This is a genomic window from Aeromonas sp. PS2Canimalfood6, from assembly GCF_048276795.1.
GTDB classification, from domain to species: domain Bacteria; phylum Pseudomonadota; class Gammaproteobacteria; order Enterobacterales; family Aeromonadaceae; genus Aeromonas; species Aeromonas caviae.
Genome location: NZ_JBLUXC010000014.1, coordinates 1 through 19,665 on the forward strand (window position 1 = coordinate 1; position 19,665 = coordinate 19,665).

The following is a 19,665-nucleotide window of genomic DNA, read 5'->3' on the forward strand; positions in this document are numbered from 1 at the left end:
CCCGTTGAAATTCAACGGGTTATATTTGGCGGTGAGGGAGGGATTCGAACCCTCGATACGTTGCCGTATACACACTTTCCAGGCGTGCTCCTTCAGCCACTCGGACACCTCACCAAATTTTCACTGCTTGAAGTGGCTTTCGGAGCACGCTGCGCGTGCATCTTGCCGACTTCGTCGGTGGGCAGCCACTCGGACACCGCACCCAATTTTGGTCTGTGCTTTAACGTGTTCAGCCAACACGAATTCGCTGCGCCGTTGCGCTGGAACGGGGCGTAATGTAAGGGATAGGCGCGAGGCGGTCAATGCAATTTTTTATCTTTTGCCACTGTTTGCTCAATAAGCGAACCAAGTGACTAAAAATATGCCATTTCCTATCCCTTTCCATCAATTTTCAACCGCTTCGTGCAAATGTTCTCCTCGAATCGCCTCTTCCAGCGAGCCGTAGAACTCCAGCTCTCCCGCCACCGGACGCACCTTGGCCCGCGCCAGGGTCTTGAGGGGCTGGAATTGCAATTCAGCCACCTTGAGACGGACCCCCGCCTTGGCCATGCGTTTTGCGAACTGCTGGAAGGCGGTGAGACCGCCAGCATCCAGGATGGAGACCGCCTCCATTTGCAGGATCAACTCCTTGTGGTCCTTCACCTGGGCAAGCAACTCGTCAAAGACCCGCTCGGCGGCGGCAAAGAACAGTGGCCCGTTGATCTTGTAGACAAGGGTCGAGGGGGACACCTCGCTGGCATAGCGCTTGTGATCCGCCAGGTTGTGCAGCCTGGTCATCTTGGCTATCTCGCGCATGAACAGCAAAGAGGCCAGGATCACCCCGAAGGTGATGGCGATGACCATGTCGAAGATGACGGTCAGCGACAGGCAGACCAGCAGCACCAGTACATCGGATTTGGGCGCCCGGCGCACCAGATCCACCACCTTGTGGGCCTCGCTCATGTTCCAGGCCACCAGCAGCAACAGGGCGGCCATGGCAGAGAGCGGCAACCAGGAGAGCCAGGGCGCCAGCACCAGGATGGCGGCCAGCACCACCAGCGCATGGACGATACCGGAGATGGGAGAAGTGGCCCCGGCCCGCACGTTGGCGGCGGAGCGGGCGATGGCGGCCGTCGCCGTGATGCCGCCGAAGAAGGGCGCCAGTATGTTGCCGAGCCCCTGCCCCAGCAGCTCGCCATTGGAGCTGTGCTTGCGACCCGTCATGCCGTCCAGCACCACGGCGCAGAGCAGGGATTCGATGGCCCCCAGCATGGCCATGGAGAAGGCGGCGGGCAGCAGTCTCTGGATGGCGGCCAGGTTCCACTCCACCGGTGCCCCGTCCGGCCCCGGCAGCGCCCAGGGCATCACCAGGGTCGGCGCGATGGGGGGGATCCCCATGCCCTGGGTACCGTCGGCCAAGGTATAGCTGAACTTGCTGCCGATGGTGGCCACGTCCACCCCGAACTGGTGCAGGCCAAAGCCCAGGCCCACCCCCACCAGCACGGCGGGCAGGTGGCCGGGGACCGGCAGACGCAGCCTAGGCCAGAGCAGCAGCACCGCCAGGGTCGCCACCCCCACCAGGGTGTCCCCCCACTGCCAGCTGGGCAGGGCATGAGCCAGCGCCTGCACCTTGCCGAGGTAGGTTTCCGGCATCTCGGGCACCTGCAGGCCGAAGAAATCCTTGATCTGCAGGGTGGCGATCACGATGGCGATACCGCCGGTAAAACCCAGGGTCACCGAGGGCGGAATGTATTCGATGAGGCGGCCGAGGCGCGCCATCCCCATGGCCACCAGGAAGCAGCCCGAGATCAGGGTGGCCATCAAAAGCCCCCCCACCCCGAACTGCTGGGCCACCGGGTAGAGGATCACCACGAAGGCGGCGGTGGGCCCCGAGATGGAGAAGCGGGAGCCGCCGGTCACGGCGATCACGATACCGGCGATGATGGCGGTGTAGAGCCCGTGCTGGGGCGGCACCCCACTGGCGATGGCCAGTGCCATGGCAAGGGGAATGGCGATGATGCCGACCGTGATGCCGGCGATGAGGTCGCGGCCAAAGCGCGCCACGCTGTAGGGTTCGTCAATGCAGGATTGGCGCAATGCGATGGCCAGCTTCACGCCTTGTAAGGAAGCTTGATTGTGCATGTCTAGGGTAATACCAGAAGAGGGAGACAAAGGCCGGGGTGAACCGGCACCCGATCATCATCAAGGGCCGGCAGAGCTGTCGACGCGGCGATGGTATCGAAGGCAACCATACCCGACCCGGCCAGATAATTCGATGGGCAGGATCAAGAAATGGCCATTACCCCGCATTATTGTCATCGATAGCTCGCATATCGCCGATTTTCCCTGCCATTCCTTTAATAGATCCCTGGTCATCGCGAACCGGCACCTCCCTCGCATCCCCCACACCTCAGAGGCAAGCCCATCGACAGGGGCGACATCGCCGATTTTCATCGGTTCCCGCCATGATCGGCTTATCCATTGCCTCGCCCCCTCCAGGCCGATGGCACCTTCATCGCCAGCCCGACCGTGGCCGCAGGCAGGGCATCTCAAGCTGCTGATTGTGCTGAAAATAGTCCACAGCGCCCAAGTTTTGGGCAAACGGGCCGAAAAGCCCTTTTTCCGTGGAGTGGCGGGTTGACACCCGTCCGGGGGATCATTAATATCCGCTGCGTCTCGACGAGACAGGCAATTCCTCCTTAGTTCAGTCGGTAGAACGGCGGACTGTTAATCCGTATGTCACTGGTTCAAGTCCAGTAGGAGGAGCCAATTCCCTCGTAGTTCAGTCGGTAGAACGGCGGACTGTTAATCCGTATGTCACAGGTTCAAGTCCTGTCGAGGGAGCCATATTCCATGCCTCAAAGGCCCGATCGCAAGATCGGGCCTTTTTGTTTTGCCTGTCTCTGGCATCCAATGCCACCACATTGGCGCCTTTTGCATGTCAATGCTCTCGCCCTGCCCCCTATACTGGTCCTCATTCCGCTAGCACTGACTTCACCTCGCACGGCAAAGGCGCACGCATGGCACACAAATCTCACTTTTCCCTGGACGTCGGATGGCAGCTACTGCTCAAAGACCTTGGCCTGCCATCCAGGCATGTCTTGCGCAGGGCACTGCTGCCGGAAGACACGTTGTCGCGCGAGAATCATGGGTTGACCACCGATGAGTATTTCCGTTTCTGGCGGGCGCTGGAGCAGGAAGCCAATGACGTCCTGTTTCCCTTGCGGCTCATCGAGACCGTTTCCAGCGAAGTCTTCAGTCCCCCCTTGTTTGCCGCCCTGTGCAGCCCGGATCTGATGCGGGCTGTCCAGCGGCTGGCCAAATACAAGGCGCTCGTTGCCCCCATGAGCCTCGAGATCTCGGTAGGCTCCTGGGGAGAGATGACGCTCTCCCCTCGCTGGCAAGGAGGGCACACCGAGGTCCCGGTCTCCCTGCAGGTGGTGGAACTCGCCTTCTTTGTCCGACTGGCACAGATCGCCACACGTGAGGCGATCTGTGCCGTGCGAGTGACACTGCCTGCGCTCCCTGCTGGAAAGGCACTGCAGCGCTACGAGCGCTTCTTCGGCACCGCCATCACACTTGGAACCCATGCCAGCATTACGTTTTCTGCCGTGGACGTGCTGCGCCCCTTTCTCACGAGCAACGAGGGGATGTGGCAAGCCTTCGAGCCCGAGCTGCGTCGCCAGTTGTGCGAAATGGACTCTGCCGCCACCACGGCGGAGCGGGTGCATGCCGTTCTGCTCGAGCTCTTGCCAAGCAACTCGGCCACCATTGAGGTGGCGGCAAGTCGCTTGGGCATGAGCAAGAGAACCCTGCAACGCCGGCTGGAAGAGGAAGGGGAAAACTTTCGAGCCCTGGTCAGCGAGACGCGAAGAAGGCTCGCCTGCCACTACCTTGAGCACACCACCCTGTCTGGAGGGGAGATAGCCTTTCTGCTTGGCTTCGAAGATCCCAACTCCTTCTACCGCGCATTCCAGGATTGGACCGGGCGGACGCTGGAAAGCACTCGCCAGTCATATCGATTCAACTGAGGTCAGCCTCATGACCACCCATATCAATCCCGTCGCGTGCTGCTCGCCGGGGCCACCTTCGCCGTCGCTGGCAGCCGGGAGGCATTTAGCGCCGTCGACTTCACGGCCAATCTGGCCGCCGCCAGGGCCGCGGTCAAGGACGGTGATCGCCGCACAGGCTGACTCGAAAGCAATAGGGATGGCGCAGTTCGATGGCGTCATGGCGCCGTTTGCCAGAACCATGGCATCACGGGTCGGATATGGTATCGATACCGCAGGCAAGCCGATTCTGGACTCGCATGCGATTCATTTTGCTCAAGGATCTTCCATATGAACTCAAACGTTGTGCTCGTCACCGGCGCCTCCTCCGGTATCGGAGCGGCCACCGCCATGAAACTGAAGGCTCTAGGATTCACCGTGTATGCCGCAGCGCGGCGCATCGAACGCATGCAATGCCTGACAGACGCGGGGATCCGCGTCATCGCCATGGATGTGACCCAGGATGCATCTATGCAGGCAGGAGTTGAGAGAATCATCACCGAAACCGGCAAGATCGACGTACTGGTCAACAATGCCGGGTATGGCTCCTACGGCTCGGTTGAAGAAGTCTCTCTCGAGGAGGGTCGCACCCAGTTTGACGTCAATGTGTTTGGCGCCGTTCGCCTCATCCAGCTGGTGCTGCCCCACATGCGCGCCCGACAGACTGGCACCATAGTCAACATCACCTCCATGGGCGGCAAGATCCACACCCCGCTAGGAGCCTGGTACCACGGAACCAAGTTCGCACTGGAGGCCATCAGCGATTGCCTTCGCATGGAGGTGGAACCCTTTGGCATCAATGTAGTAGTGGTAGAACCGGGTGGCATCAAGACCGAGTGGGCCGACATTGCCGCGCAAAAACTGCGCGAGGTCTCCGGCGAGGGGCCTTATGGTCACCAGGCCCTCCCCATGGGGGAGTCCATGATCGGACGCGCCAGCCGCCAGCGCCAGTCCCCGCCGGAACTCATCGCGGATACCATCGCCAAGGCGGTCCAGACCCGTCGCCCCAAGACCCGCTATGCCGTTGGTTTTGGGGCCAGGCCGATGATCTTCCTGCGCCGCTTGTTGCCGGATCGTGCATTTGACCGCTTCATGCGCCTTGCTACAGGGATCCCGCACCAACGCGGCTGACCCAGTCCACCGACACCTCACCCAGGATAGGCTTGCGCCTGAAAGCCCGGCCATCGGCCGGGTTCTTTCTTACCCCCTGCCCCACCTCGGGGCAAGGGCGCTCGCCTTCCACCCCCGCATCCCGCTGCGCCCGTCCCTTGCCCTCATGGCCTGTTGCCACAAGATAGCGCAGGCTTACCCTCTATGGGGTACCACTCTGGTGCGCCCTGCCTTGCCCCGTGATGACATAAAAGTCATCCATATGATTTTTGAATGAAAAATTACTGACACTGGCCTCGATAGCGACTCAATTGGCTGGCACAGCCCTTGCACTTTGTGATGTACGCAGGGACGTCACAAGGAGTTGCCTATGCTGCCCATCAAGCCCCCCGGACCCGGTTGTTACGACGAGATGCTGCTCACCGACAACCAGTTTCGCGATCATTACCACGCCTACCTCTCGTGGCTGCACCAGACCGACGAGAAGAGCATAGAGCGCAAGCGCGAGGAGGCCGACCTGCTGTTTCGCCGGGTCGGCATCACCTTCAACGTCTACGGAGACGGGGACGGCGCCGAGCGCCTCATCCCGTTCGACAGCATTCCCCGCATCATTCCCGCCCGGGAGTGGCAACACCTGGATCTGGGGATCCGCCAGCGGGTCACCGCCCTCAACGCCTTTCTGCACGACATCTATCACGATCAGCGCATCCTGAAGGCGGGGGTGATCCCGGCCGCCCAGATCCTCACCAATGCCCAGTACCAGCCCTGCATGCAGGGGGTCGACCTGCACCGGGACACCTATGTCCACATCACCGGGGTCGACATCATCCGCAACCACGACGGTGAGTACTATGTGCTGGAGGACAACCTGCGCACCCCCTCCGGGGTCTCCTACATGCTGGAGAACCGCAAGATGATGATGCGCCTCTTCCCGGAGCTGTTTCACAACCAGCCCATCGCCCCGGTGGAGCGCTACCCGGCCCTGTTGCTGCAGACCCTGCGCGAGAGCAGCCCTGTGGACAACCCCTGCGTGGTGGTGATGACCCCGGGACGCTTCAACAGCGCCTACTTCGAGCACAGCTTCCTCGCCCAGCAGATGGGGGTGGAGCTGGTGGAGAGCGCGGATCTGGTGGTCAAGGATGGCCAGGTGCTGATGCGCACCACCACGGGGCTGAAAAGGGTGGATGTCATCTATCGCCGCATCGACGACGACTTCCTCGATCCCCTCGCCTTCAACCCGGACTCCCTCATCGGCGTGCCCGGGCTGCTCTCGGTCTACCGCGCCGGCGGCGTGGTACTGGCCAATGCCATCGGCACCGGGGTGGCGGATGACAAGTCCATCTACCCCTATGTGCCGGAGATGATCCGCTTCTATCTGGGGGAAGATCCCATTCTCAACAACGTGCCCACCTGGCAGTGCCGCGAGCCGGCTGCCCTCTCCCACGTGCTGGCCAATCTGGAGGAGCTGGTGGTCAAGGAGGTCCATGGCGCCGGCGGCTACGGCATGCTTATCGGCCCCTGCGCCAGTCGCGAGGAGCTGGCCCGTTTTCGCGAGCTGCTCAAGGCGCGGCCGGACAACTACATCGCCCAGCCGACCCTCTCCCTCTCCACCTGCCCGACCTTCGTCGACGCCGGTATCGCCCCCCGCCACATCGATCTGCGCCCCTTCGTTCTCACGGGGCAGGAGCTGCGCCTGGTACCGGGCGGCCTGACTCGGGTCGCCCTCACCGAAGGCTCCCTGGTGGTCAACTCCTCCCAGGGTGGTGGCACCAAGGACACCTGGGTCATGGAGGGCAGCCCATGCTGAGCCGCACCGCAAGCGAACTTTACTGGATGTCCCGCCACCTGGAGCGGGCGGAGAACACGGCGCGCATGCTGGACGTCACCCAGACCATGTCGCTGATGCCCTCCATCGACGCCGATCACAGCGAGCTGGTGGCGCCTCTCACCATCAGCGGCACCCATGAGCCCTTCCTGGCCCGCTACGGCCAGGTGAACATGGAGAACCTGCTGCAATTTTTCTGCTTCGACGAGGAGAACCCGAGCAGCATCTTCAGTTGTCTGCGCATGGCCAGGGACAACGCCCACGCCGTGCGGGGCAAGATCCCCGGTGAGGTGTGGGAGAGCATCAACGCCGCCTGGATAGAGATCCGCCGGCGCCGCCAGGCGGGGCTCTCCAGCGGCCAGGCCCAGGAGTTCTTCGACTGGATCAAGGAGCGCTCCCACCAGTTTCGCGGCGCCACCTATGGCACCATCATGCGCGGTGACGTGCTCTGGTTCCTGCGCCTTGGTACCTTCATCGAGCGGGCCGACAACACGGCGCGCATCCTGACCGTGAAGTATCAGGTGATCCGGGAGGACGAGGACAGCGTGCGCGAGTTCTACCGCTGGAACGCCCTGCTGCGCTCGGTGGGAGCCTATGAGGCCCACCAGACCCTCTACAAGACGCTCTCCCATGCCTCCATCGCCGAGCTGCTGATCCTGCGCAATGAAGTGCCACGCTCCCTGCGGGCCTGCCTCGACGAGATGGAGCTGATCCTGGCCCAGATCGAGGGCAACGCCGGTCAGACGCCCCGGCGTCTCACCACCATACTCAACGCCCATCTGACCTATGGCGCCATCGACGATGTCTTTGCCCTCGGCATGCAGGCGTACCTGAGTGATTTCCTCAGCGACATCGGCGCCATCGGCCAGAGCATCCACGCCGCCTACCTGGAGGTATTATGAGACTCATCATCGATCACCAGACCCGCTACCACTATGCCGACGTGGTGCGCCGTAGTACCCAGTACCTGCGCCTGACCCCCCACAGCACGGCCCGCCAGCAGATCCTCTCCTGGGAGCTGGAGCTGCCGGGGGAGGCCACCTGCACCACGGACGGTTACGGCAACATACTGCACGTGCTGAGCCTGGAGTCCCCCCACGAGGGGATCCTGATCCGCGCCCACGGGGAGGTGGAGATCTGCGACGACGCCCCGGAAGATGAGGAGTCCTCCCTCATCTCTCCCCTGAGCTACCTGAGGCCCACCCCCCTCACCCGCCCGACCCCGGCCCTGCAGGATCTCGCGAAGGCCTGCCTGCCAGAGGAGCCGACCCTGGCCGACTTGCAGAGCCTGATGGCACGCATCCTGGTGCTGATGCCCTATCAGCCCGGCAGCACGGATGCCACCTTCAGCGCCGACGAGGCACTTGCTTCGGGCAGCGGCGTCTGTCAGGACCACACCCATGTCTTCCTGACCTGCTGCCGCCACGCCGGCCTGCCGGCCCGGTACGTGAGCGGTTACCTCTACAGCCAGGACAACAGCCACGTGGCGATGCACGCCTGGGCCGAGGTGTGGATCGAGGAGCGCTGGCACACGTTCGACGTCACCAACCTCACCAGCTCCACCAGCGAGCACCTCAAGCTCGCAGTCGGCATGGATTATCTGGATGCCTGTCCGGTGCGCGGCGTGCGCTATGGCGGCGGGTGCGAACAGTTGCAGAGCCAGGCGCAGGTGACCCGCCTGGATGGACAGCAGCAATGAAGTCCGGGAGAGTCCTGGCGGGAGTGCGGTCATGACCTATTGCGTCGCCATGTGCCTGCAAGACGGCATGGTGTTTGCGTCCGATTCGCGCACCAATGCGGGGGTGGATCACATCGCCACCTTCCGCAAATTGCACCTCTTCACCCGGGAGGACAGGGTGATAGTGCTGCAAAGCGCCGGCAATCTGGCCACCACCCAGAGCGTCATCAGCCTGCTGACGGAGGGGCAGGAGCTCCTTGCCCTCCCCAGCCTCTACGAGGCTGCCGCCCTCATCGGCCAGACCATACGCACCGTCATCAGCCGGGATGGGGGTCAGCAGCAGGGCCATATCAACTTCGGCTGCAACATCCTGCTGGGGGGGCAGATCCGGGGGGAGCGCCACCGCCTGTTCCATATCTACCCGGAGGGCAACTTCATCGAGGCGAGCGCCGACACCCCCTACTTCCAGATTGGTGAGAGCAAGTACGGCAAACCCATCATCGATCGCATCATCCACCATGAGACGCCGCTTCAGACCGCATTGCAGTGCGCCCTCATCTCCATCGACTCGACCCTGCGCAGCAATCTGTCGGTGGGCTTGCCCCTGGATGCCCTGGTTTATGCCGAGGGAAGCTTCTCGGCGGCACACCTGCACCGCATCACCGAACAGAACCCCCACTTCGTGGCGCTGCGAAAGGCCTGGGGCGAGGGGTTGCAACAGTTGTTCCAGGGTCTTCCCACCTTCCCCCTCTAGGCCGGGCGGGAGGCGCCAAGGCGCTTTCCCGCTCCTTTCTTTCCGGATATTCTGGCTGCCTTCCTTTTCGATGGAGTTTCCCATGCGCCGCTTCAACGTCATGCTCAACGGCAGCCGGTTGATGATGTTCCCCTTCTATGTCTGCATCCTTATCTGTGTCGCCCTCCTGATGGTGAAGTTCGCCATGCAGCTCTATGTGCTGTGCCGCGACATCATCGACATCCACTATCTGGATCTCATCACGGGGGTACTCACCCTGGTGGACTTCGTGCTGGTGGCCCAGATGCTGATCCTCGTGGCCATCTGCGGCTACGTGCAGTTCATCAAGACCCCGGAGCAGCGAGCGGCCCTCGGCGACAACTGGCTCAGCAAGATCAACTTCGCGTCCCTCAAGCTCATCGTCATCAACTCCCTGGTGACCATCGCCGGCATCGAGGTGCTCAAAGCCTTCCTCGACGACGGCACCGGCAACGAGATCGAGATGAAGTGGTCGGTCATCGTCTTCCTCGCCTTCTCCACCGCGGCACTTATCTATGCGGTGACCGAGCGGCTGGCGGAGCACAAATAGGGCCCGGCGCCATTCAGGGTCTATTCATCAAGAGCCGAATTGATAACTCTTTTCATTACCCTTACTGCATTGTAAACTTGCTCGCCCCGGGCTGAACCGCCCGGGAGCTGGAGCACCCATGACGAGTCTTTCCCTCTCACCACGACACTGCTGGCAGTGGCTGGCCTATCACCATCAGGCGGCCGAGGGTGCCCTTTATCTGATGTTTTTCTCCGGTCTGCTGCTGTGGGAACCCCTGACGCCGACCTGGTCCCTGGCGCGCTGGAACCTGTTTTTGCACGTCGCCCTCTCGCTCACCCTGTTCCCCTTGCTGTTTGGCGCCTTCTGGCTCTCCCATCGCAGCCTGCTGCGCAAGAGCCGCAAGCCTTTCCTGCGCACCACGGGGCGCATCATCGAAGCCTTGCTGCTGGTGTGCCTCGCCAGCGGGTTGCTGTTGGTGCTGCACGGCACCCCGGGCGATGGCATGGGCAACCTTGCCAGCTGGGCCCACTGGCTGAGCGCGCTCGCGTTGACTCCTCTGGTGCTGCGCCACGCCTGGCGCTGGACCATCTTGACATGGCGCACCTGATCTTATGTTGAAGTTGTTGTTATCCCTGATGTTCGCCGCCCTGTTGCTGGGGACCGCCTCGGCCCAGGAGATGGGCGCCGCCATGATTGCCTATGACGAGGGGAGCGCCCCGCGCCTCGTCACCGCCAACCAGAGTGCCGGCTCCGTCACCCTGCTTGAGCGTGATAGCGGCAAGCGGCTCAAGGAGGTGCAGCTGGGAGGCGATCTGCGCCAGCTGGCCCGCGCAGACGACGGCACCCTGCTGGTCACCGATTACAGCGGCGATCGCCTGCTGCTCTTGGAGGATGATCTCACCCTGGACAAGGCGATCCCCACCGGCCATAGACCCTATGGCGTTATCTTCGATCCCAAGCGTCAGTGGTTCTGGGTCACGCTGTTCGAGGGAGGGCGCCTTCAGGCTTATGACAGGGCGGGCAACCTCCAGCTGGATGCAAAAACCGCCGAGACTCCCCGCGGGCTGGCATTGACCAACGACGATCGCCTGCTGCTCACCCACGCCATGACAGGCCAGCTCGCCATCTATGATCTCGCCAAACTTGAGAAGGGCGCTACCCTCCCCAAGCCCAAGCTCATCACCCTGGCGGAAACCCACAGCGATACCCCGAGCGACTCCCAGGGCTTGCCGCGCCTGCTGGACGGCATCGCCCTCTCCCCCGATGGCAGCGAAGCCTGGCTGCCCCATGTGCTCTGGAGCTTCGACCACCCCTTCCAGTTTCAGAGCACCGTCTTCCCGGCGGTCTCCATCATCGATCTCGATGAAGAGAAGGAGCGGGTCGATGAAAGAAAACAGCTCTTCTTGCAGATCAACCTGCCCAGTGTCGGCAACCGCAGCCAGATCGTCTCCAACCCGTTCGCGGCGCGCTTCGCCGCCGATGGCAAGCGGGTCTACCTGACCCTGGCGGGTTCCGAAGACTTGCTGGTGTTCGACCTGTCGCGCAGCGGCAAGCAGAACAGCAACCGCCACCGCCGCAAGAAGTTTCAGGGGGGCGCCAAGGCGACCCAGCTCTTGCGTCACCTGCCGGGCCAGAATCCGCGCGATCTGCTGATCGATGGCGACCACATCCTGGTCCACAACGTCATGGGGCAGGATCTCACCCGTCTCAATAGCGGCGGCAGCGGCCCGTTTGCCCGGGTCACCGTCGATGTGCCCCACTTCGCCAAGCTGGTAGAGACCGATCCCCGCCCCAAAGCCCTCAAGCGCGGTGAACGATTGTTCAACCTGGGTAATACTGCCGCCAACAGTCGCTTCCCCATGGCGGGGGACAACTGGATGAGCTGCAACTCCTGCCATCTGGACGGGTTCAACTTCACCAACCGCTATCTGATGGCGGCCCATCGCCAGCAGAGCGGTGACAACGCCATCAACGGCCACGCCAACCTCGCCAACATGGTGGCGGGGGACTTTATCGGCGAATACCTGCGCATGACCCAGCAGACCCAGGGCGGCATGGGTCATGACACCCGCGATGGGGCCGAAGCGGTCGACCCCGCGAGGCCCCAGCCCGAGGTGCAGGCGATGATGGAGGATCTGCACGCCTTCGTGACCAGTGACGGCAACCTCCCCTATCTGGCCAACTGGCTGCGGCTCGATGCCCCGCGCAGGGATCCTGCCAAGGCGCCGACCACCCACCCGAAAGAGTGGCTCAACTCCGCCTCCTGCCAGAACTGCCACCAACAGGCGTTCAAGGACTGGAGCGAGAGCAACCACCGGCTGATGGGCAACTCCCACCCCTACTACAAGGTGGTGCAGGCACTGGCCCGCGAAACCGAGGGCGAAGCCTTCGGCCAGTGGTGCCAGGGCTGTCACATGCCCCAGCAGGTGATGAACGGCCAGACTGATCTGCCCAAGGGCTCCCACATGTTCGAGCAGGGCGGCGCTTCGCTCATTGCGGCCCACCAGAAAGGCGAGCCCGTGGTGGAAGAAGGCACAGGCTGCGTGCTCTGTCATCGCATCACCAAGCTCGAGGATGCCGGCGGCAACAGCGCCTTTACGGTCAATTTGAAAGACCGCGAGAGCTATGTGTTCGAGGATGCCCCGGGAGGCAGCCTCCAGCACTGGCTGGCGGAGCGGCAGATCAACGCCCGTCCCGCCATGCACAAGGCCTCCTACCAGAAGGATTTCTACCGGGACGCGGCCCTGTGCAAATCGTGCCACAACGAGTTCGCCCCGGGCACCGGCGCCAATATCGTCAACACCTGGGACGAGTGGGAAAAATCCAGCTTCGCCAAAGCCGAAGATCCCGCCAAACGGCGCACCTGCATCGACTGCCATATGAACCCCGAGCCGGGCAATGGCGGCGCGCCGGTGGCGGGCCAGTCCACCGAAAACGGCACCGTGAAAGAGCGGCTCTATCGCCACAACTTTACCGGTGCCCAGCACCAGCTGGTGGGGCTGAGGAGTGCAACCCTCGAGCAGGAGAGCCTGGCGCTGCTGCGTTCAAGCGCCACCCTCTCGGCCCGCATTGAAAACCAGAGTGGCCAACCCGCGCTGGTAGTGAGAGTCGCCAATACAGGCGCCGGCCACGCCCTGCCCACCGGGGTCGCCGATTTCCGTGAACTCTGGCTGGAGCTGACCGTTACCGACGCCAGCGGCAAGCGGGTGCTTGAAAGCGGCCAGCCGGTGGATGGCGCCGTCCCTGAAGATGCACGACTGTTCAGAAAAGTGTTCGGCGACGCCGAGGGCAAGCCGGTGGGGCTCAAGTTCTGGCGCTACGCCAAGCTCCTTGAAGACACCCGCATCCCGGCCGATGGCTGGCGCGATGAAGTCTGGCCGCTGCCCGCTGATGCCCAGGGGCCCTTCAAGGCCGATATCAGACTCAATTTCCGCACCTACCCCAAGTGGGTCAATGATGCGGTGCGCGCCGCCGAGCCGAGCTTGCCGGAGCCACCCATAGTGCAACTCAATCGGCTGCAACTCACCCTGCAGCCCCTCCCCCTCACGCCCGATACGGAGCCTCAATCCTGATGTTCGCAAGTTTTCTCATTACCCTGCGCGAGGGGCTGGAAGCCTTCCTGCTGGTCGGCATCAGCCTCTCCTACCTCGCCAAGCTGGGGGCAAGCCGCTACAACAAGTTCATCTATCTGGGGGTGGGGCTGGGTCTTGTCGCCTCCCTTGTCATCGCCTTCCTGTTCCAGGTGGTGGTGAGCCAGTTCGAGAGCGAGCGCTACAACCATTTGCTGATGGCGGGGATCCTGATTTTTGCCACCCTGGTGCTCACCTATATGGCTATCTGGATGCAAAAACAGGCCAAATCCCAGGTGGGGGCCATGACGGCGCGCATCGATGCCGCCATCGACGGTGGCAACCTGTTTGGTCTGGTGCTGCTCGCCTTTCTGGCGGTGATGCGCGAAGGCTTTGAAACCGTGCTGTTCTTCTCGGCCCTGGTTTACTCCGGGCAAGGGGTGGATCTGCACCAGGGGCTGATGGGGGCGCTGGCGGGGCTGCTGGTCTCTGTGGTGCTGGTGTGGGGGCTGCTGCGATCCACCCGCAAGGTGGCGCTGGCCCCCTTCTTCCGCTGGACCGGCCTGCTCATCATCATCATCGCAGCAGGCTTGCTCTCGTCCGCCGTCAACATGTTGCAGGCAGCGGACGTCATCACTTTCTGGACCACGCCTGTCTTCAACATCAGCCACATCCTCGACGATAAGGGGGTATTCGGCACCTTCCTGCGCGCCCTGTTTGGCTACAACGCCTCACCGGCGGGCCTGCAGTTGCTGACCTGGGCAAGCTACCTCATCATCTTTGTCACCCTCTGGCATCGCAGCTATCGCCCCCAAGGGAGCGCCGCCCCGACCAGGGGCTGAGCCCGGGGATCACACTCTGTTCGGGAGCCGCGCACAGGCGCGCTCCCCCAGCTATCACGCCGTTTCGGAACACTCATGAACGACAACAACAAGAAGCACATTGCTGTGCTGGGCGCCGGCCCTGCCGGTCTGATGGCCGCCTGGCGCCTGCGCCAGGCCGGTTTTGCGGTCACCCTGTTCGAGCAGGAGCCGGTCGTCGGCGGCATGTGCGCCACCCAGACCTTCAAGGGGCGCGACGGCGAGTATCGCTTCGACTACGGCGGCCACCGCTTCATCACCAAGAACCCCGAGCTGCTCGCCTTTATCGACGAGCTGATGGGGGACGATCTGCTCCACGCCGAGCGCAAGAGCGTGATCCGCTTTGGCGGGCGTACCTATGACTACCCCTTGAACCTGCCCAACCTGCTCAAGACGGCGCCGCTGGCACTCATGGCCGGTGCGGTGAAGGATCTGCTGCTGTTGCCCTTTGCCAGGAAGCCCACCGATTTTGCCAAGGCGAGCTTTGCCGAGTGGATCCAGAGCCACTTTGGTCGCACCCTCTACCGCCAGTTCTTCGAGGGCTACACCGGCAAGTTGTGGGGCATCAACCCGGACAAGCTCTCCGCCGACTGGGCTGGCCAGCGCATCAGCCTGATCGATCTCAAAGACGTGGCGCGCCGCCTGTTGCCAAGGCGCAACGGCAGCATGTCGGTGCGCACCTATGCCCGCAAATATCGTTATCCAAAGTATGGCTTTGGCCAGATCTTCACCACCCTGGGGGAGCGGCTGGTGACAGAGGGCGTCACACTCAAGACCGGCGCCACCATCACCCGCCTTGAGCAGACCGATGGCCGCATTGAACGGGTGTATTGGAAACAAGATGACGTGGAGCAGAGCGAGCGCTTTGATCAGGTGATCTCCACCCTACCGCTGCCGCTCACCTGCCAGCACCTGGGCTTGCCGTGCGATCTCCACTACCGGTCGCTTCGCTTCGTCAATATGCCCCTCAAACAGGAGAACCTGTCGGACAACACCTGGCAGTACCTCTCCGACCCCCATATTCTGGCCACCCGCTTGCAGGAGCCGCGCCGGCGCAGCCCCTTTATGGCGCCTCAGGGGCAAACATCCGTGATGCTGGAAATCCCCTGCAATCCAGGGGATGCCACCTGGCAGGCACCGCTCTCTGATCTGCGCGGTCGGGTCACCGCCGATCTCGACAGCCTCGGCGTCGATACCCAGACGCTCGGCGATGAGACTTTTGAAGCACGTAGCGAGTACGCCTATCCGCTGATGGATCTCGGCTATCAGGCCCGTCGCAACGAAGCCATCAAGGCGCTGATGCCCATCACCAACCTCATCATGACCGGCCGTCAGGGGACATTCCGCTACATCTTCACCGACACCGCCATGGAGATGGGGATGATGGCCGCCGACATGGTGATCGACGGGGTGGACAGACGCCACGCCATCTTCAATCATCGCAACGAAAACACCGTGATCGAAACCCAGAGCGTGGCCTGAGTGCCGCGCCATGGGCATAACCTCTTGGCATAAGTAAGGAGAACAGGATGACCATACGCCCGGGTTTACTCGCCCTCACCCTGCTGCTGACCCTCTGCGGGCAGGCGCAGGCTTACTCCTACGCCGCCGCCGGCAAGGAGCCGCTGATCGATGCCCGCGAGGCACTGCTGGGCGCAGCCACTGACGGCAAGGAAGCCAGCGCCACCTTGAGCGAGATTGCCGAGGAGCTGACCTATCTGGAACAGCACCACAAGGTCGAGCTGCAAGCACCGCTGGCAGCCGCCATCAAGGCCAAAGACGCCGCAGCCACCGCCGCCCTGCTCAACCGGGCCTACAAGGCGGAGATCGAGCGCCGCCTCGAGGGGGCCAGCCAGAACCTTGGCGACTACCAGACCGCCAAGGTTCTGGTGGTCAAGAGCAAGCGCTTCCTCGATTTGATCCTCCCCTCCCTCGATGAAGGGGATCGCAAAGCCGCCGAACAGGCGCTGGCCAAGGTGCTGGATGCCATCGGCAACCCTGGGGTGTTCGGGGTGGGAGCCAAGCCCGCCGACGCCGCCGCTTTCACCGAGGCCGAAAAAGCGCTGATGGCCGTGCTGGCACCGCTTTGATGGCCACCAGCCCATCATTGCGCCAATTCGTTGTGACAAACGGTGGGTTTCGCTGCACTCTCCCCACCCTACGCACGGCCTGCCGATAGATGCACCCGGACGCCGGTTTGCCCCCTTCTCCCCTTGCGGGAGAAGGGCTGGGGATGAGGGGGAAGGCAACGTATCGGCGTTGGGCTTCCACCAGCTCAATCACCATGTGGCTGCTTGCCCTGCTGCAACTGGCCTGGCTTGGCTGGCTACTGACCTTCCCCGTGGCGCTCGATTCCGACGATGCCCTGAACTTCGCCCACGGGGTGACTCGCTTTAGCGTGCTGGAGTTCTCCCCCCACTTTCCGGGCTACCCCGCCTTTATCTGGCTGGCGCGACTGATCAATCTCGCGGTGGACGAGCCGGCCCGCGCGGTGCAGTGGGCCAGCCTCTTGGGGAGCAGCTTGCTGGCGCCGCTCGCCGCCTTCCTCGCAGTCAGATTGTGGCAGCGGCCCGGCCTGCTGGTGCCGGTCTGGCTGCTGGTATTGGCCCTGCCGCTCACCCCGACGCTCGCCCTCTCCGGACTATCGGACGGGCCGGCGCTCGCGGCCTGGCTCGGCACACTCTTGGCCTTGCAGCAGCGCAAGATAGCGCTGGCGGGTCTGCTGCTGGGCCTCATGCTGGCGCTACGTCCCTCCTACTTCGTGCTGACCCTGCTGCCCCTTTGGCTGGGGATGGCGCAGCAGGGCAACCGCGTCAGATTTGTGCTCCCCATCGCGCTGGTGGGGCTAGCCTGCCTGCTGTTTGTCTGGCAGGCCGATGGCTGGGCCTATTTTGCCGAGGGGCGGCGCTTTACCGACGGCCACTTTACCCTGTGGGGCAACACGGCGGCAGCCCACGGGGATCGGCTGCTGAGCTGGGCGAATACCTTCAACGATCAGTTCACCCCGCTCTGGCCCCTCTTGATGGGGGCCTTGCTGGTACTGCCGCTCTGGCAACGGTCAAAAGATCACAATGCGACCCCCTCCGTGCTCTGGACGCTCTACTGGCTCGCCCTGCTGCTCTGGACCCTGGTTGGCCAGAATCCGGACAATCCCCGTCATCTGGCGCCCATCACCCTGCTCGGCCTCGTGCTGCTGGCAGGCTGGCTGCCACGCCGAGGAGTTGGACTGGTCGCGTTGGCCGGATTGCTGCTGCTCGCGGTGACCTTCACCCCACCCCGCCCATCCGCCATGGTGCAGGCGGCCAGAGTCGCCGAAAAAAACTGCCCGGCGCTGGTGACCCAGTGGGGAGTGAGGCTGCTTAGGGAAACCACAACCCTGCCCGTCACCGACGGCTGGTACCGGGGGGATGCCGCCCTTGCGCTCACCCAGGGGGCCTGCCGCCTCAGCCGCCGCCCCCTGGGGGCAGAGGCGCTACCAGGCCCTTATGACACCCTCTGGTTTGCCCCCCGCTTTCACGCCGAACCCGGCCTCTGGCTCGCCCTGCCTCGCTAAACCGGGCACTTGCGAGGGCATCGCACGACTCGTCTACACTCACAGCCGGGTCTGTCAGGAACCAGTGCAATGGAAAGAAACACGAGCGGAACCGGGGAGGGGATCCGGGTCGCGCTGGCCCTGTTGCTGGCCTGCGCCCTGCTGATGCTGCCGCTCTGGTGGCAGGGGGGCAGCCAGGGACACGATCTGTTTCATCACCTGCTATCCGGCCACTACTTTGCCCGTCAGCTCTGGCAGGGGGAACTCTATCCCCGCTGGCTGATGGCCATGAACGGCGGCTTCGGCAGCCCCACCTTCTTCTTCTATCCCCCGCTCCCCTACTACGTCAGCGCCCTCTTTGCCGGGCCCGGTGCCCACCCCCAGCAGGCCATCTACCCTTTGCTTGGCAGCGCCACCCTGGCCCTGCTGCTCTCCGGGGTGTTTGCCTATCTGTGGCTGCGTGCCACCACGCCCCCTGGCCGGGCCCTGGCCGCCAGCCTGCTCTATCTGGCGCGGCCCTATCATGTCGCCATGGATCTCTATGCCCGCTTCGCCCTGGCGGAGTTCTGGGCCTTCGCCTGGGCTCCCCTTATCCTGCTGGGGCAGGATCTCGCCCACCGCGGACGACCTCAGGGGTTGCCCCTGCTGATCCTAGGGCTGGCGCTGCTGGCCTTCTCCCACCTCCCCAGCCTCTTGCTCATGATGGGGCTGGTCACCTTGCGCGCCTTCTGGTTCGCCAGACGCACCCGCACTCTGACGCCCTGCTGGCAAGCCCTCGGCGCCCAGGGGGTGGGGCTTTGCATGGCAGCCGCCCTGCTGCTGCCCGCCCTGGCGGATCAGGGGGCCATCTCCATGGAGCTGATGCGTGGCGGCATGTTCGACTACAGGCGCAACTTTCTCGACCGCCTGCCCAGCGCCTGGGAGGACTGGCGTTTTCGCGGTCACCTGGCGTGGCAGAGCATGCTGACCCTGGTCCTGCTGCTCATCGCCTGGGCCGCCGCCCGGGAGCCGCGCCACCCCGAGCTGCTGTGCTGGGGGGCGATCGGCGTCGTCGCCTTCCTGATGATGCTGCCCCCGAGCCAGCCTCTCTGGAGCCTGCTTCCCCCCTTGCAGCGGGTGCAGTTTCCCTGGCGGCTCAACCTGGTGCTCGCCCTTGCCACGGTCGCCGTGGTGGCGCTCGGCACCCAGCCCCATCGTCTCTGGCAGGGGCTCTGGTGGGGAGTATTTCTGCTGACCCTCCTCTCCACCCTGGCCTATGTGCGTCACGCCCCCCTCACCCAGGCCCCCGAACGGGAGGCCATGGCATTCGAGTTCGACAGCAAGCGCAGTGCCCGGGAATACAGGCCAAGGCAGGTGCCGGGGGGCATGTTCGCCCCGACCCTGCTCGCCTGGAAGGAGGAGTTCCAGCCGCCTGTCAGCGCCGAACCGCCAGACGCAAGCTGGACCCTGACCCGCTGGCAACCCCGCGCCCTGGCGCTGGAGATCAAGGCCCGGGTGCCGACTCGGCTGGTCCTGCACCAATACCATTACCCCGGCTGGGAGGCCCGCCTCGACGGACACCTGGCGCTGACGGTGAGCGCCAATCGCCAGGGGTTGATGCAACTCTGGGTTCCGGCGGGCCACCACAGCCTCACCCTGACCCTGGCGGCACGCTGGCCGGAGCGCACCGGCAATGCCCTCTCCCTGCTCGGATGGCTTGCCTGGCTCTGGCTGCTCTGGCGCCACACCAGACAAAAGGGCATCGGGCAGGATGCACCTGATCGCGCCCGCCAAAACTGAT

Annotated in this window: 16 protein-coding genes and 3 tRNA genes; 17 read left to right on the plus strand and 2 right to left on the minus strand. The window is 63.5% G+C overall.

The window, feature by feature from the left end:
- Positions 1-26: 26 nt before the first annotated feature.
- Positions 27-114: transfer RNA gene (locus ACNPAA_RS08220), tRNA-Ser, on the minus strand.
- Positions 115-384: 270 nt separating this feature from the next.
- Entirely contained in the window at positions 385-2,121 is a 1,737-nt protein-coding gene (dauA, locus tag ACNPAA_RS08225; RefSeq protein ID WP_041212899.1) for a C4-dicarboxylic acid transporter DauA, read from the minus strand.
- A 551-nt stretch (positions 2,122-2,672) separates the two neighbouring features.
- Between dauA and ACNPAA_RS08230 the strand changes: the two genes are divergently transcribed.
- From ACNPAA_RS08230 to ACNPAA_RS08310, 17 genes are all read left to right on the plus strand, one after another.
- A tRNA-Asn gene (locus ACNPAA_RS08230) sits at positions 2,673-2,748 on the plus strand.
- A gap of 2 nt (positions 2,749-2,750) precedes the next feature.
- Positions 2,751-2,826, plus strand: a tRNA-Asn gene (locus ACNPAA_RS08235).
- Between the two features lie 173 nt (positions 2,827-2,999).
- Complete coding sequence (locus ACNPAA_RS08240) at positions 3,000-4,010, plus strand: AraC family transcriptional regulator (protein ID WP_041212882.1); 1,011 nt, start codon at positions 3,000-3,002, stop codon at positions 4,008-4,010.
- A gap of 178 nt (positions 4,011-4,188) precedes the next feature.
- Positions 4,189-4,323, plus strand: a complete 135-nt coding sequence (locus ACNPAA_RS08245; RefSeq protein ID WP_257707510.1) for a hypothetical protein — start codon at positions 4,189-4,191, stop codon at positions 4,321-4,323.
- Positions 4,320-5,159 carry an oxidoreductase gene (locus ACNPAA_RS08250; protein WP_039038935.1) on the plus strand — a complete coding sequence of 280 codons (840 nt, stop codon included), beginning with the start codon at positions 4,320-4,322 and terminating at the stop codon, positions 5,157-5,159. The genes ACNPAA_RS08245 and ACNPAA_RS08250 overlap by 4 nt, the downstream gene beginning before the upstream one ends.
- A gap of 349 nt (positions 5,160-5,508) precedes the next feature.
- Positions 5,509-6,945 carry a circularly permuted type 2 ATP-grasp protein gene (locus ACNPAA_RS08255; protein ID WP_041212881.1) on the plus strand — a complete coding sequence of 479 codons (1,437 nt, stop codon included), beginning with the start codon at positions 5,509-5,511 and terminating at the stop codon, positions 6,943-6,945.
- Entirely contained in the window at positions 6,939-7,865 is a 927-nt protein-coding gene (locus tag ACNPAA_RS08260) for an alpha-E domain-containing protein (RefSeq protein ID WP_039038937.1), read from the plus strand. Before ACNPAA_RS08255 ends, ACNPAA_RS08260 begins: the two co-directional genes overlap by 7 nt.
- Positions 7,862-8,662 carry a transglutaminase family protein gene (locus ACNPAA_RS08265; protein ID WP_010674395.1) on the plus strand — a complete coding sequence of 267 codons (801 nt, stop codon included), beginning with the start codon at positions 7,862-7,864 and terminating at the stop codon, positions 8,660-8,662. The genes ACNPAA_RS08260 and ACNPAA_RS08265 overlap by 4 nt, the downstream gene beginning before the upstream one ends.
- A 31-nt stretch (positions 8,663-8,693) precedes the next feature.
- Complete coding sequence (locus ACNPAA_RS08270; RefSeq protein ID WP_417891677.1) at positions 8,694-9,395, plus strand: peptidase; 702 nt, start codon at positions 8,694-8,696, stop codon at positions 9,393-9,395.
- A gap of 82 nt (positions 9,396-9,477) precedes the next feature.
- Complete coding sequence (locus ACNPAA_RS08275; RefSeq protein ID WP_010674393.1) at positions 9,478-9,963, plus strand: YqhA family protein; 486 nt, start codon at positions 9,478-9,480, stop codon at positions 9,961-9,963.
- Between the two features lie 118 nt (positions 9,964-10,081).
- Positions 10,082-10,531: a hypothetical protein gene (locus tag ACNPAA_RS08280; protein ID WP_412782191.1), complete on the plus strand. Its 450-nt coding sequence runs from the start codon at positions 10,082-10,084 to the stop codon at positions 10,529-10,531.
- Between the two features lie 4 nt (positions 10,532-10,535).
- Positions 10,536-13,496: a YncE family protein gene (locus tag ACNPAA_RS08285; protein ID WP_043155620.1), complete on the plus strand. Its 2,961-nt coding sequence runs from the start codon at positions 10,536-10,538 to the stop codon at positions 13,494-13,496.
- Positions 13,496-14,335, plus strand: a complete 840-nt coding sequence (locus ACNPAA_RS08290) for an FTR1 family iron permease (RefSeq protein WP_043155619.1) — start codon at positions 13,496-13,498, stop codon at positions 14,333-14,335. The genes ACNPAA_RS08285 and ACNPAA_RS08290 overlap by 1 nt, the downstream gene beginning before the upstream one ends.
- A gap of 75 nt (positions 14,336-14,410) precedes the next feature.
- Positions 14,411-15,835 carry an FAD-dependent oxidoreductase gene (locus ACNPAA_RS08295; RefSeq protein WP_043155615.1) on the plus strand — a complete coding sequence of 475 codons (1,425 nt, stop codon included), beginning with the start codon at positions 14,411-14,413 and terminating at the stop codon, positions 15,833-15,835.
- Positions 15,836-15,882: 47 nt separating this feature from the next.
- The gene (locus ACNPAA_RS08300; protein WP_043155612.1) at positions 15,883-16,443 is read left to right on the plus strand and encodes a hypothetical protein; all 561 of its coding nucleotides are present in this window, start codon (positions 15,883-15,885) and stop codon (positions 16,441-16,443) included.
- Between the two features lie 200 nt (positions 16,444-16,643).
- Positions 16,644-17,906, plus strand: coding sequence for a hypothetical protein (locus tag ACNPAA_RS08305; RefSeq protein WP_417891686.1), 1,263 nt, complete (start codon positions 16,644-16,646; stop codon positions 17,904-17,906).
- Positions 17,907-17,975: 69 nt separating this feature from the next.
- Complete coding sequence (locus tag ACNPAA_RS08310) at positions 17,976-19,664, plus strand: hypothetical protein (RefSeq protein WP_043155610.1); 1,689 nt, start codon at positions 17,976-17,978, stop codon at positions 19,662-19,664.
- Position 19,665: the final 1 nt, after the last annotated feature.